Source organism: Kribbella sp. NPDC003505, from assembly GCF_040610875.1.
GTDB lineage: Bacteria > Actinomycetota > Actinomycetes > Propionibacteriales > Kribbellaceae > Kribbella.
The window spans coordinates 206,044-218,782 of sequence record NZ_JBEXNA010000005.1; the positions used below are offsets into that span (position 1 = coordinate 206,044).

Consider the following 12,739-nt stretch of genomic DNA (forward strand, 5'->3'; position numbering starts at 1 on the left):
CCGGGCGCGGCAGACCTGCTTACTTACCGAGCTTGCGGCGCTGCACCCGCGTCTTCTTCAGCAGCTTACGGTGCTTCTTCTTCGCCATACGCTTGCGGCGCTTCTTGATTACGGAACCCACAGTGGACCATCCAAACTCAAAGAGAACGTCGGCAAAGCTTACCCGGAGGTCGCTTCCCCGACCTAAAGCAGGCTCCACAGGTAGGGTGGACGGAGACCTGGGGAGGCTCGATGAAGGCCCGGAAGACTGCGCGGTACGACGGTCTGGCGGAGTGGTACGACGAGCGGTTCGTGCGCGACGCGGAGCCGCATCAGCCCGGTCTGCTGGACCTGCTCGGACCCGGATCCGGGCCGTGCCTGGACATCGGCTGCGGCACCGGACGTAACTTCGACACGATCCGGGCGGGCGGCCGGACCCCCGTGGGGCTGGACTACTCGATCGACCAGCTCGGCCGTGCCCGGACGCGCACCGACGGCCCGCTGCTGCACGGTGACGCCGCGGTCCTGCCGTTCGCCGACGCGTCCTTCGACACGGCGGTCTCGATGTGGATCTCGACCGATGTCGACGACTTCGGCGCCGTCCTGCGGGAGGCGGCCCGGGTGCTGCGGCCGGGCGGCGTCCTGGTCGCGTACGGCGTGCACCCCTGCTTCAACGGGCCGCATGTCGTCTACGAGGACGACGGTCGCCGGACCGTGCATCCCACGTACCGCCAGTCGGGCTGGCACACCGACATGCCGTGGTGGGGCGAGGACGGCATCCGCCGGCGGATCGGCATGTCCCACCTCACCCTGGCCGACTACCTGAACGCCGTCGTGGCCAGCGGTCTGGTCATCGAGCGCTTCGAGGAGCCCGGCGGTTACGACATCCCGCACGCACTCGCGTTCCGGGCGCGGAAGGCTTAGGGCCTAAGCGGCCTTCCGGATCGCAACCGGGACGATCGGCTTGGTCAGGACCGCCAGGTGGGGTGTGGCGGTCCTGGTACTGGTGCTCGCGTAGGCGGCGGGGGTGAAGGCGACGGCGGCCAGGCCCAGGGTCGCGATGGTGCCTACGGCAACGGTCTTGACGAAACGGATCGGCATCGGGAGCCTCCTTCAGGTTGGTGATTCCATCCTGGTCTCACGGCCTGCGACGGTGCTGCGAGATTCCTGGGAGGTCCCTGGGAGGCCCGGGTACCGTAGCGGCATGGCGTACGTCGTGTTTCTCGCCGGCCTGGCGGCGGTGCTCGCGGGGCTGACCTGGTTCGCCCGGTGGGCCACGCGCCACGGGCGCGGATCCGGGGTGGCCGGCGCGCTGGCGGCGTACGAGGAGGCGTACCGGTCGACCGCACACCAGTCGCACCACGAGCTGCGCCGGCAAGCCGATCGGAAGTCCGAGTCCAGTTCTCCCGACGATCTCTAGCCGAGATAGTCGGCGATCGGGCCGAGGGTGAGCAGGCCGCTGCCGGCCGCGTGTTCGCCGGCCGCCGGCGCGAGAGCAGCTCGCGCTCTCGCCACCAGCTCGGGGTCTCTGGTGCTGTGGGCGGTGAATGCCCAGTACGCCTCGAACAGCAGCCCAGGCGGGGGATCCGGCGATCCGTGCACCCACGGGGCGTGCGGTCCGTAGTCGGCCTCGGGGATCGGTTCGTCATGCCGTACGGCGTGCGCGGCCAACGCCAGCGGGAGAAGCCCCTCGCTCAGGCCGGGCATGCCCGCGCCGTCGAGCAGCGCGGCGGCGGCGCGGTAGGACTCCGGGGTGTCGTCGCGCAGCGCGGCGTACCAGCGGGTGAAGACGGCGACCAGCGGCAGCTCGTGCCTGGCGGCCAACGCGTCGGCGGCTGCGGCATGGTCGTCGGCCGTGGTGTGGTCGGCTCTGGCGCACGCGGATTGCAGACGGATCAGGTGGCCGAGAACCTCGTAGGTGAAGAGGTCGTGGCGCTGCGCGAGCGTGACGAGCTCGGCACCGATCGCGTCGCGTGCGGGCGCCAGGCCGGCGCGGTAGCAGGTCTGCATGAACAGGCCGTTCAGCGCGAACGCGAGCAGCGCGGGATCGTCGAGACCGCGGGCGAGTTGCTCGGCCTCGAGCGCTGCCTCACGGGCCCGCGGCGACCGGGAACCGCGGGACTCGAGCGCGATCGTGGCGAGCAGCCGCGCGCGGGGGCCGGCGTGGTCCTGGGTCGGCAGCACCCGTTCCGCCGCCGCGACGATCGCGGCCGCCTGCGCCTCGTCGTCGGAGCGGGTCCAGATCGCCGGTACGTCGTACGCGCCGATCACGCGCGCGGTGAGATCGGGGTCGCCGAGTTCCGCGGCCGCCGAGATGGCGGCGAGGCGATGCCCGCGGGCCGCTTCCAGGCCGCCGCCTCCGGTGACCGCGAGGTTGCGCAGCAGGCCGACCGTCGACTCGATCCGGGCGCGCGTGCCGCCGACGGCACGGTCGTACGCGGCGGTGGTCTCGGCCCACACGGTGCCGGCCGGCGTCAGATGCGCTGCCTGGTTGAGGATGTCGCCCTCGAGCCGGCTCAGCGCGGGACCGGGGTCGACGCCGAGCTGATCCACCAGGGTCTCCCGGGCACGGCGCAGTACGGCGAGAGCGTCGCCCTGGCGCTCGCTCCGGTACAGCGCGAGCGCCAGCAACCGCCACGCGTCCTCGCGCCACGGATGCTCGGTGACGTGTGCGTCGAGATCCGGCACCGCCTCGGCCGCTCGTCCCAGCTCCAGCCGCGTCTCCGCCACCCGCTCGATCGCCTGCAACCGCAGCTCGGTCAGCCGGGCACGCTCGGCCGACGCCCACGTCTCGTCCATGAACTCGACGTACGCGGGCCCTCGCCACAAGGCCAATCCGGCCAGGAGCTCCGGCAGCAGCTGCTCCGGTGGCAGCGAGGCCCTGGCCGACGTCTCGAACCGCCACGCGTCGACGTTGTCCGTCTTCAAGGCGTAGCCGGGGCCGGACGTCACCAGCAGCTGGGCCGGTTGCCTAGGCGCTCGGTCGGGCTCGATCGCACGGCGCAGCGCAGCCACGAACGTCCGCACGGCGCTCAGCGCGCCCTCGGGCGGATCGGCCCACAGATCGTCCACGAGCACGCTCGCCGGCACGACCCGCCCTCTCGCCACGATCAGCCGCGCGAGGACCGCCCGGTGCCGGCGGCCCTTCAGGTCGACCGGCCCCCCGTCCCGGGCCACCACCGGCCCCAGCACACCGAACTCCACGCGGCCACGGTAGCGCTCATCCGTTGCTCATCCGGATCCGCGACGCTGGTCGGCATGTTGATCGAAGGCTTTGAGTACCAGCAGGTCGAGGGCACGGACGGGGTCGAACTGAACGTGGCCGTCGGCGGATCCGGTCCGCCAATCGTGTTGCTGCACGGGTTTCCGCAGACGCACCTGATGTGGCGGCACGTTGCTCCGGCGCTGGCCGCGGATCACACCGTGATCTGCCCGGACCTGCGCGGGTACGGCGAGAGCGGCAAACCGGCCGACGGGTACTCTAAGCGGACCATGGCGGCCGATATCGTCGCGGTGGCCGGTCGGTTGGGTCATCGCCGGTTCGCCCTGGCCGGGCACGACCGGGGAGCGCTGGTGGCGTTCCGCGCGGGTCTTGATCACCCGGATGCCGTCTCCCATCTGCTGTGTCTGGACGTTCTGCCGAACCTCGACATGTGGGACGTGATGCACGGGGCCAGTGCTGCAGTCGGCTTTCACCTCTACCTGATGGCGCAGCCGCCCGGCCTGCCGGAGCGGATGATCGCGGCCAGCTCGGACGAGTTCTTCGGATACTTCCTGGATCAGTGGGTGAACGATCCCGCGGCGATCCCGTCCGACGTCCGCGCGGTGTACCTGGCGGCCTGCCGGCGCGCGGTGCCGTCGATCGTCGCTGACTACCGCGCCACGGCGACCGTCGACATCACCCACGACGAGCAAGACCTTGCTCACGGCAACAAGTTGCGGATGCCGGTGACCGTGATCCAGCAGGACTGGGGCGCCGCCCTAGGCTTCGATGCCGCCGCCCGCTGGAAGACCTGGACCACCAACCTCCACCACGAAACCACGACCTCCGGCCACTTCATGGCCGAGGAATCCCCCACCGAGATCACCACAGCCATCCGGGCCCTCCTCAAGCGTTAGACGGTTGCCCCTCCAGGTACGCCGCGGACTCTGCGAGCTCGGAGAGGGCGTCCGGCAGCGACGTGCTGATGATGCGGCCGTCGCGCTTGACCGGGGAGCCTGCGACCAGGACTGTGTCGACGTTGCCGGGGTGGGCGGATGACACCACAGTGGCCACTGGGTCGTGGAGACCACCGGCGAGGTTGAGGTCTGTGGTGCGCAGCAGGATGATGTCGGCCTGGTTGCCGATGGCCAACGATCCGACGTCGGACAGGCCCAGTGCCCGCGCGCCGGCGGATGTCGCCAACTGCAGGATCTCCGCGGCGGTGAAGGTCTGGTAGCCGAGGGAGAGCACCTCGTGCATGGCGCGGAACATGTCGCCGCCGGCTGTTGTCACGACGTCGATGCTGAGGCTGAAGTCGACGTCGGCCGCTCGCAGGCGACCGGCCAGTGGCCGGCCCAGCTCCATGCGGGCCTCGACGGTCGGGGTCGCGGAGACGGCTGCGCCGGTCTCCGCGATCACCTTCAGCTCGGAGTCCGGCAGGTTGTTGCCGTGGACATACAGCGTGGTCGGGCGTGCCAGCCCGGCGTCCCGCAACCGCGTGACCGGGTCGGGCACGTCCGAGCTGCTGCTGATGTGCACGACGACCGGCACGCCGAGAGCGTCCGCCAACTCCCAGTCCGCCCGCACGGTCTCGAACGGCGCGAACGACGGCCCGATCGCCGCCACCGCGAGCCCGAGCCGCCCGGAGCGGCGGGCCAGCACCCGGCGCATCTCCCCCGCATCGACGGCGCCGCCGCTCAACGGCGACGGCCCGTAGCCGAAGACGGCCCGGATGCCGCTGCGCTCCAGCGCGTCCAGCGCCGCGTCGGCGTGGTCAGGGGTGCGCTGGACATGGGAGTAGTCCTGCACGGTGGTGATCCCGGCGTCCAGGCACTCGAGCGCGCCGACGAGGTTGCCCGCAGCAACGTCCTCCGGCCGGAACCGCGACCCGTGGGCGCCGAGCACCCGCTCGAAGTAGGTCCCGAGACCGGCGTCGACCGCGATCCCCCGCAGCGCCGTCTGCCACAGATGCCGATGGGTGTCGACGAAGCCGGGCAGCACGATCCGGTCCCGCGCGTCGATCACCTCCGCGTCGACGTCGAGCCCCGGCCCGACCGCGGCGATCCGGCCGTCCTCGATCAGGACATCGGCGTCCCGGCGGACGACGACCTCCGGGAAGGTGTCGATCACCGTCCCGCCCTTCAGCAGCAGCTTCACGAGCATCTCCCTCAGTAGAAAGCTTTGTGAAAAGCTATCATCAAAGGAAGCTAGGCTGTCAACCGTGACCGACGACCCTGTGGACCGGGTGATCGCCTCCTGGGAGCACGAGCTGCCCGAGGTGCTCTATCCGACCAGCGAGCTGACGAAGCGGATCATGCTGCTCGCCGGCGAGCTGAATTCGGCGACCCGGCGGGTGCTCCGCGACCTGGAGCTGACGATGGCGGAGTTCGACGTGATCGTCTCGCTGCGCCGGTCCGGGGCGCCGTACCGCCAGAAGCCGTCCGACCTGGTCCGGATCCTGTTGCTGTCCTCGGGCGGCACCAGCAATGTGACGAACCAGCTGGTCCGCCGCGGCCTGGTCGTCCGCGAGCCCGACCCGGACGACGGTCGCGGGACGCAGGTCCGGCTGACCCCGGAGGGAATCAGCCTCGCCGAGCAGGCTGTGAAGGCCAGCTCAGCCGCCCACGCCGAGCTGTGGGCCGATGTCCCGGCCGACACGCTGGAGGCGGCCACCGCCGCGCTACGAGGCCTGTCGGCCCGTCGCCGGTGAACCTTGCGTGGACAAACGACGAGGCGGCCCGACCCCTAAGGGCCGAGCCGCCTCGTTCTCGTTGTTATCCGGCTTGAAAGAAGGCGCCCTTGAGGTAGTCGTGCACGGCGTCCTCCGACACCCGGAACGAACGACCTACCCGCACCGCGGGCAGCTCACCGGAGTGCACCAATCGGTACACCGTCATCTTGGACACGCGCATGGCCGTGGCGACTTCCGCCACGGTCAGGAACTTCACCTCGGCGAGCGGCTGCTCACCACCGGACTTCTTTGATGCCATTGCGCACCGCACTTCCAGCACGGATCGTGCGCCGGCTTCCCCTCCGGCACCTCCGTCCGTGCATGTCATGAGCCTAGTGGCTGTTGGTACGAATGGGAAAGAGGGGGACTCGTGTGACTCGACCGGGCGGTGCGGCGGAGAAGGTGTCTCACCAGCTCGGATCGAGACCGAGCAGCGGGAAGCTCGCGTCGCGGGTGGCCTTGATGGCGCGGTCCAGCCAGGTGTCGGGGTTGTAACCGGTCGACCAGTCGACGTACGACGCGTCGCGGCCGTCGGTCATCCGCAGTGGCGCGACCCGCCCGAACCGCAGCTGGACCTCCTCGCGCCAGGCGTCCGGCACCGGCGTCGCGGGGTCGATCGGCGTCCCCGCGACGATCGCCAGCAGATGCGTCCAGGCCCGCGGCACGACGTCGATGATCGCGTACCCGCCGCCGCCGGTGGCGACCCATTTCCCGTCCGCCACCTCGTGCGCGAGGTCGTGCAGCGCGACGTACGCCGCCCGCTGCCCGTCGATCGTCTTCGTCAGGTGGGCCAGCGGGTCCTCGACGTGCGAGTCGCAGCCGTGCTGCGTGACCAGCACGCTCGGGCGGAACGCCTTCACCACGTCCGGTACGACGGCGTGGAACGCGCGCAGCCATCCCGCGTCCCCGGTGCCGGGCGGCAGCGCGACGTTGACCGCCGTACCCTCGGCGCCCGGCCCGCCGGTCTCACCGGCGCTTCCGGTGCCGGGGAAGAGTGTGGTCGGCGACTCGTGCAGGCTGACGGTCAGCACCCGCGGTTCGTCGTAGAAGACGGTCTGTACGCCGTCCCCGTGGTGGACGTCGACGTCGACGTACGCGACCCGCTCGGCGCCGTGGTCGAGCAGCCACCGGATCGCGATCGCCGGATCGTTGTAGACGCAGAATCCGCTGGCCTGGTCGGGCATCGCGTGATGCAGGCCGCCGGCGATGTTCGCGGCGTGCAGGACGTCCCCCTCCCAGACCGCGCGGGCCGCCTCCACGGTCGCGCCGGCGATCCGCGCCGAGACCTCGTGCATGCGCGGGAAGCAGTACGTGTCCGACGTGCCCAGGCCGTGCACCGGATCGGCCTCGTCCGGGTGGTCGCCGGCCTCTTTCACCGCGGCGACGTACTCGGCGGTGTGCACGGTCTCGAGCAGCGCGTCGTCGGCGGTCGGCGCGGGCGCGACCTTGAGGTGGTCGAGGATGCCGAGCTCGCGGGCGAGCTTGATGGTCAGCTCCACCCGGATCGGACTCATCGGGTGGCCACGGCCGAAGTCGTACGCCGTCAGCCCGCCGTCGAACACCAGCAATGCCTCACCGCTCATGCCCTCGACCTTAACCGTCGCGCCTGCGCAAGCGCGGGTCCGAAGCCGCACCACCGGGTTGAGCGGGGTCCGGGCTCAACAGGCACGGACGGCGCGACACCCCTCCCTGGCCGCGCCGACCCCGCCAGCGGTCCAACAGTCGATTCATCGGCGCCGGACTGCAAAGCGTTACAGATTTTGCCGTCGGAGGCGCAGAAACCGCAGATTCTGGGTCGGCCGTGGCGTCGGGCGACTGCGGACAGTGAGATTCGGACTTGCGAGTACCCTCGGTCGGCCGCCACAGTTCTCCGGTGAGGCAAATGAGACCCAACCGGCGGCAGATCTTTACAGTAGGAGCGGCGGCCGCGGCCGCCGCGACGGTGGCCGCCTCGACCGAGAGCGCGTCCGCCAGCACGTCGTCGGACACCGGGCCGTACGGCTCCGGCGTGCTCGGCTCCTGGGCCGGAGCGACCCGCGCGATCTCCACCGCGGCGCAGTTCCAGCACACCCGCGAGACCAACGGCGTGTTCATGTTCGGCGACAGCATCTCCGTGCAGGACGGCAAGGCGCTCGCGATCCGGCTGCAGGACCGCGACGGCAGCCCGCTGGCCGTCAACAACTGGTCCAGCCGGCCGACCTCCGGCGCGGTCGACGCACTCCAGCAGTGCGCGTCGGCGTACGGGCTGCCGCGGCGGGTCCTGATGGCGAGCGGCTCGAACGACATCTTCGACCCGCCGAAGTTCGCCGCCCAGGTCGCCCGGGCGGTCAGCATCGTCGGCCAGAACCGGATCTTGTACTGGGTCAACATCCAGGTCGTCCGCAAGAGCGTGACCTCGACGATGCAGCTCGCCGACCAGCGGAACAGCTCCTGGCTGAACATGCAGCTGTACGACCAGCAGGAGAAGTACCCGAACCTGCGGATCATCCGCTGGGCCGAGTGGCTCTGGGTCAAGCCGTACCGGCTGCTCAACTACCTGCGCGACGGCGTACACCCGACCGTGCCGCTCGGCCAGGACGCCCGCAACGAGCTGATCGTCCAGTCGCTCGTCCAGCGGTGAATTCCTTCCCCGTCCCACCGCCCCGGTCGGTGAGATATGCTGGCAGCGTGAACACGAACTTGCAGCTGTGGTGGGCCGCCTAGGGCGGTCCCCCGGCGTGTTCGCACGCAGCCACTGAGGCCGCCTCGCCGAGGCGGCCTTTTTCATGTCCTCGGTGGGGCCTCACACACCACCGAAAGGGCACGATCATGACCTCGCTTTCCGGTATCACCCCGTCCGGCCGGCTGACGCTCGGCAACCACCTCGGCGCGCTGCGCCGGTTCACCGATCCGGACGGTTTCTACTTCGTCGCGAACCTGCACGCGATGACGACCAAGCACGAACCGCGAAGACTCGCCGCGCTGACCCGCGAGTTCGCGACCCTGATGCTCGCCGCCGGTGTCCCCGAGGGCACCGTCTTCGTCCAGTCCGACGTCCCCACGCACGCCCAGCTCGCCTACCTGCTGGAGTGCACGTCGTACGTCGGCGAGCTGTCCCGGATGATCCAGTACAAGGAGAAGGGCAAGGGCCGCCCGATGACGCGGGCCTCGCTGTTCACGTACCCGTGCCTGATGGCCGCGGACATCCTGCTGTACGGCGCGGAGCAGGTCCCGGTCGGCGGTGACCAGGACCAGCACGTCGAGCTGGCCCGGGACATCGCGATCCGGTTCAACCGCGAGTACGGCGACACGTTCGTCGTACCGCGGCTGAACAAGGCGGCGCTCGCGACCCGGGTGAAGGACCTGCAGAACCCGACCGCGAAGATGAGCAAGTCCGACGCCGACGACGCGATCGGCACGATCCGGCTGCTGGACCCGCCGGACGTCATCCGCCGGCAGATCATGCGCGCCGTCACCGACTCCGGGAACGAGGTCCGGCACGACGAGGCGGACAAGCCGGGCATCACGAACCTGCTGGAGATCCTCGCGGCCTGCACCGACGGCGATCCGGTCGAGCTCGCGAAGTCCTACGCGTCGTACGGCGCGCTGAAGCAGGACGTCGCGGACGCGGTACTGGCGGTCATCGAGCCGCTGCAGAAGGAGTACGCGCGGCTCATGACCGACCGCGGCGCGATCGAGGACCTGCTCGCGCAGGGCCGGGACCGGGCGCTCGAGGCGAGCACTCCCCGACTCCGGGCGGCGTCGGTCGCGATGGGTTTGGCAGGATCACCTGTATGAAGATCCGCGCCGCTTCGTTCAACATCCGCAACTCCTCCGCGCCCGACGGCGACAACGCCTGGCCGGTCCGGCGGAAGGCGACGGTGGCGGCGATCGAGCACCTGGACGCGGACGTGGTCGGGCTGCAGGAGGTGCTGCCCGACCAGCTCGACTACCTGCGCTGGCGGTTCCCGAAGCACGAGCTGGTCGGCGCCGGCCGGGACGACGGCATGAACGCGGGCGAGCACGCCGCCGTCCTGGTCCGGCCCGGCGACTGGCGGATCGAGCGGCAGGAGACCCGCTGGCTGTCCGACGACCCCGGGACGCCGGGATCGATCGGGTGGGACGCCGACCTGACGCGGGTCGCGACCCTGGTGTGGCTGCGGCACCGCAACGGTACGACGGTCGGCCTCGTCAACACGCACTACGACCATGCGGGCGAGGTCGCGCAACTGCAGTCGTCCCGGCTGATCGCGCGCTGGATCACCGGGTCGCTGCCGTGGATCGTGATGGGTGACCTGAACGCGACACCGGACTCCCCGCCGCTGAAGACGCTGGTGGACTCCGGGCTGCGCCTCGCCGTACCGGCCGCCGCGGGCGGCAGCTGGCACGACTTCACCGGCGCGACCGACGACGACCGCATCGACCACATCCTCGTCACGAAGGAGTGGACCGTGACCGACGCGGCCGTCTCGCACTACCGCCCGGACGGCCGTGTGCCGAGCGACCACTGGCCGCTGTTCGCGACGCTAGAACTTCAGTAGCACCTCTTCGCGCAGCCGCTCCAGCGCGTCGAACCGCCGGCTGCCCTCGCCGAGGAACGCGTCCGGGACCAGCAGTTCGTCGATCCCGGCCGCCGGGTACTGCGCGACCACGTCGAGCACCTCCTGGGCCGATCCCATCACCACGTGGGCCCCACGCTCCTCCAACCGGGCCTTCCGCTCGGCTGCCTCGGCGTCCCCCGGCTCGACGATCTCGAGGAAGGTCTGGGCCGACCGCCTGACGGTCCGCGGATCGCGGCCCGCCCGCTCGCAGTGCTGGGCGAACACCTCGCCCTTGTGCGCCGCCAGGTCGGGACGTCCCCAGTGGTTCCACTCGTCCGCATACCTGGCAACGATGCCGAGGGCAACCTTTTCGCCGGACGCGCCGATCAGGATCGGGAGCCGCGCCGGCTTCGGCTCGCACGGCGCGTCCGACAGCTGGTAGTACTTGCCGTCGTAGGTCGTCCGCTCCTGCGTCAGCAACCCCTTGATCACCTGGCAGGCTTCCTCGAAGCGCTTGAGCCGCGGCCCGATCGCCGGCAGCTCGATGCCGTACGCCGCGTGCTCGTTCACCTGCCAGCCCGCGCCGATGCCGAGCACGAACCGGCCGTTCGCCATCTGGTCGATGGTCGCGGCCGCGTTCGCCACCACGGCCGGGTGCCGGTAGGTGTTGCCGAGCACCATCGTGCCGACCCGGACGCGCTCGGTCCGCGCGACCAGCCCGGCGACCAGCGCCAGGGCCTCGTTCACCGGGACGCTCAGGTCGTCACCGTTCTGCATGAAGTGATCCGCTATCCAGACGCCGTGCCAGCCTGTCCGCTCGGCGTACTCGGCGCCGTCGAGCACCGACCGCCAGTCCCGGGAGGCCGCAGGCCACAAAGAGAAGTCCATGCAGTCATCCTCTCTCCTGCGCCTCCAGCACCGCCTCGCCGTTCTGTTCTGCCCACTCTGTGAGCAGCCGGACCGGTCCCATCAGCGTGCGTCCGAGTTCGGTGAGCGCGTACTCGACCCGAGGGGGTACGCCGCCGTGGTGCGTGCGCGTCACCAGGCCGTTCGTCTGCAGGCGGCGCAATGTCTGCGTGAGCACCTTCTTCGAGATGCCGCCGATCAGTTCGAGCAGCTCGGAGTGCCGCCGGGCGTGGTCGTTGAGGCCCCACAGCACCACGACAGCCCACTTGTCCGCAATCACCTCGACCGCGAGCCGCGCCGGACAGTCGGCCAGGAAGACGTCGCCAGGTTCCACTCCGTGCACAGCGGTCAGGGTACCCAGAGGTTCCCACGGCGCTGTCTAGCGTCTGCCGCATGAGCAGACTTCCCGAGAGCAGCTACCGGCTCTTCGACGAGCCGAAGGACGTCACGATGATCACGATCGACCCGGACGGGTCACCGCAGGCCGCGCTGGTGTGGGTCGGGCGGGACGGCGACGACCTGCTGATCGGCGTCGAGGAGAGGCACCGCAAGACCCGGAACCTGCGCCGCGACCCGCGGATCACGTTGCTCGTACAGGACGACCGGATCAGCCCGCGCGGCCTGACGCAGTACCTGGTCGTGCGCGGAACCGCGCAGCTGGAGGGGCCCGGCAACCCGGCGTACAAGACGCTGATGGACCGGCTGACGCGGAAGTACCTCGGCCAGGAGACGTTCCCGTTCGGCAGCGAGCAGGTGTACGCCGGCGCGACGGTCGTGCGGGTGCGGGTCGAGAAGGTGACCGGGGAAGGGCCGTGGGCGGTCAGATGACGATGTGCCAGCGGAGCAGGAAGGCGCCGATGGAGAGCACGACGTAGAGCAGGACGAGCGCGGCGCCGATGCCGGGGCGCGGGCGGTGCCGGCGGACCGGGGTGGTCAGGGAACGCTCGCGCAGGGCCTCCATCACCGCGGCGACCTCGGCGGTGCGGTCGGTGGGAATGCCGTTGATCTCGTGCTCGTCCGGGCCGCGGGTGAGCACGACGTTGTCGTCGCCGACCTCGATCTTGCCGACGTCCTGCCAGGCCAGGCTGCGGATCAGCATGCTCGTCCGCGCCTTCAGGCCGCTCGGGAACAACTCGACGCGGTACAGCACGACGCCGCCGGCGACCCGGACGACCGACGCGCCGATGATCGTCAGCAGCCCGACGGCCAGCATGTCGCGGGCGCCCATCCACAGCCACGAGTTCAGCGCCGGCACGACGACGAACGGCAGCACGAACAGCGTCCAGGCCCACCACGGCGCCGGGTCCAGCGGCACTCGCCACGGGAGCGGCGGCACCTCCTGCTGCGGCGCAGGCGCGGCGACCGGCTCGACCGAACCATTAGTCATGGGCGGACTCATCC

The 12,739-nt window shown here is 70.5% G+C and carries 17 protein-coding genes; 8 read left to right on the forward strand and 9 right to left on the reverse strand.

The annotated features are described in order from the left end of the window. Window positions 1–19: 19 nt before the first annotated feature. On the reverse strand, window positions 20–121 hold the full coding sequence (locus tag ABZX12_RS18890) for an AURKAIP1/COX24 domain-containing protein (protein ID WP_008356322.1): 102 nt from the start codon (window positions 119–121) through the stop codon (window positions 20–22). Window positions 122–231: 110 nt separating this feature from the next. On the opposite strand from ABZX12_RS18890, the gene ABZX12_RS18895 reads away from it, so the two are divergent. After that, window positions 232–903, forward strand: a complete 672-nt coding sequence (locus tag ABZX12_RS18895; protein WP_355694674.1) for a class I SAM-dependent methyltransferase — start codon at window positions 232–234, stop codon at window positions 901–903. 3 nt (window positions 904–906) lie between these two features. Here the strand turns inward: ABZX12_RS18895 and ABZX12_RS18900 are convergent, their stop codons facing one another. Next, window positions 907–1,080, reverse strand: coding sequence for a hypothetical protein (locus tag ABZX12_RS18900; RefSeq protein ID WP_355694676.1), 174 nt, complete (start codon window positions 1,078–1,080; stop codon window positions 907–909). Window positions 1,081–1,183: 103 nt separating this feature from the next. Between ABZX12_RS18900 and ABZX12_RS18905 the strand changes: the two genes are divergently transcribed. Then, complete coding sequence (locus ABZX12_RS18905) at window positions 1,184–1,399, forward strand: hypothetical protein (protein WP_355694677.1); 216 nt, start codon at window positions 1,184–1,186, stop codon at window positions 1,397–1,399. Here ABZX12_RS18905 and ABZX12_RS18910 read toward each other — a convergent pair. After that, a complete protein-coding gene (locus ABZX12_RS18910; protein ID WP_355694679.1) occupies window positions 1,396–3,183 on the reverse strand; it encodes a BTAD domain-containing putative transcriptional regulator in 1,788 nt (595 codons plus the stop codon). The genes ABZX12_RS18905 and ABZX12_RS18910 overlap by 4 nt on opposite strands. Window positions 3,184–3,237: 54 nt before the next feature. On the opposite strand from ABZX12_RS18910, the gene ABZX12_RS18915 reads away from it, so the two are divergent. Further along, the gene (locus ABZX12_RS18915; RefSeq protein ID WP_355694681.1) at window positions 3,238–4,098 is read left to right on the forward strand and encodes an alpha/beta hydrolase; all 861 of its coding nucleotides are present in this window, start codon (window positions 3,238–3,240) and stop codon (window positions 4,096–4,098) included. Here ABZX12_RS18915 and ABZX12_RS18920 read toward each other — a convergent pair. Beyond that, window positions 4,088–5,338, reverse strand: coding sequence for an amidohydrolase family protein (locus ABZX12_RS18920; protein ID WP_355694682.1), 1,251 nt, complete (start codon window positions 5,336–5,338; stop codon window positions 4,088–4,090). The two genes, ABZX12_RS18915 and ABZX12_RS18920, sit on opposite strands and share 11 nt — an antisense overlap. Before the next feature lie 64 nt (window positions 5,339–5,402). On the opposite strand from ABZX12_RS18920, the gene ABZX12_RS18925 reads away from it, so the two are divergent. Then, window positions 5,403–5,891 (forward strand): MarR family transcriptional regulator, encoded by a 489-nt coding sequence (locus ABZX12_RS18925; RefSeq protein ID WP_355694684.1) that lies wholly within the window; start codon window positions 5,403–5,405, stop codon window positions 5,889–5,891. Between the two features lie 64 nt (window positions 5,892–5,955). Here the strand turns inward: ABZX12_RS18925 and ABZX12_RS18930 are convergent, their stop codons facing one another. Continuing rightward, window positions 5,956–6,171 (reverse strand): helix-turn-helix domain-containing protein, encoded by a 216-nt coding sequence (locus tag ABZX12_RS18930; protein WP_012923942.1) that lies wholly within the window; start codon window positions 6,169–6,171, stop codon window positions 5,956–5,958. Window positions 6,172–6,319: 148 nt separating this feature from the next. Next, window positions 6,320–7,495, reverse strand: a complete 1,176-nt coding sequence (locus tag ABZX12_RS18935; RefSeq protein WP_355694685.1) for an acetoin utilization protein AcuC — start codon at window positions 7,493–7,495, stop codon at window positions 6,320–6,322. 299 nt (window positions 7,496–7,794) lie between these two features. Here ABZX12_RS18935 and ABZX12_RS18940 point away from each other — a divergent pair, with 299 nt between their 5' ends. From ABZX12_RS18940 to ABZX12_RS18950, 3 genes are all read left to right on the forward strand, one after another. Continuing rightward, entirely contained in the window at window positions 7,795–8,532 is a 738-nt protein-coding gene (locus tag ABZX12_RS18940; RefSeq protein WP_355694687.1) for a hypothetical protein, read from the forward strand. Between the two features lie 188 nt (window positions 8,533–8,720). Further along, window positions 8,721–9,689 (forward strand): tryptophan--tRNA ligase, encoded by a 969-nt coding sequence (gene trpS / locus ABZX12_RS18945; RefSeq protein WP_355694689.1) that lies wholly within the window; start codon window positions 8,721–8,723, stop codon window positions 9,687–9,689. Next, window positions 9,686–10,432 (forward strand): endonuclease/exonuclease/phosphatase family protein, encoded by a 747-nt coding sequence (locus tag ABZX12_RS18950; RefSeq protein WP_355694691.1) that lies wholly within the window; start codon window positions 9,686–9,688, stop codon window positions 10,430–10,432. Before trpS ends, ABZX12_RS18950 begins: the two co-directional genes overlap by 4 nt. Here ABZX12_RS18950 and ABZX12_RS18955 read toward each other — a convergent pair. Then, entirely contained in the window at window positions 10,418–11,320 is a 903-nt protein-coding gene (locus ABZX12_RS18955; protein WP_355694693.1) for a TIGR03560 family F420-dependent LLM class oxidoreductase, read from the reverse strand. The genes ABZX12_RS18950 and ABZX12_RS18955 overlap by 15 nt on opposite strands. A gap of 4 nt (window positions 11,321–11,324) precedes the next feature. Next, complete coding sequence (locus tag ABZX12_RS18960) at window positions 11,325–11,681, reverse strand: helix-turn-helix domain-containing protein (protein WP_355694694.1); 357 nt, start codon at window positions 11,679–11,681, stop codon at window positions 11,325–11,327. A gap of 50 nt (window positions 11,682–11,731) precedes the next feature. Here ABZX12_RS18960 and ABZX12_RS18965 point away from each other — a divergent pair, with 50 nt between their 5' ends. Continuing rightward, window positions 11,732–12,166 (forward strand): PPOX class F420-dependent oxidoreductase, encoded by a 435-nt coding sequence (locus tag ABZX12_RS18965; protein WP_355694696.1) that lies wholly within the window; start codon window positions 11,732–11,734, stop codon window positions 12,164–12,166. Here ABZX12_RS18965 and ABZX12_RS18970 read toward each other — a convergent pair. Then, window positions 12,159–12,725 (reverse strand): hypothetical protein, encoded by a 567-nt coding sequence (locus ABZX12_RS18970; protein ID WP_355694698.1) that lies wholly within the window; start codon window positions 12,723–12,725, stop codon window positions 12,159–12,161. The genes ABZX12_RS18965 and ABZX12_RS18970 overlap by 8 nt on opposite strands. Between the last annotated feature and the right edge of the window lie 14 nt (window positions 12,726–12,739).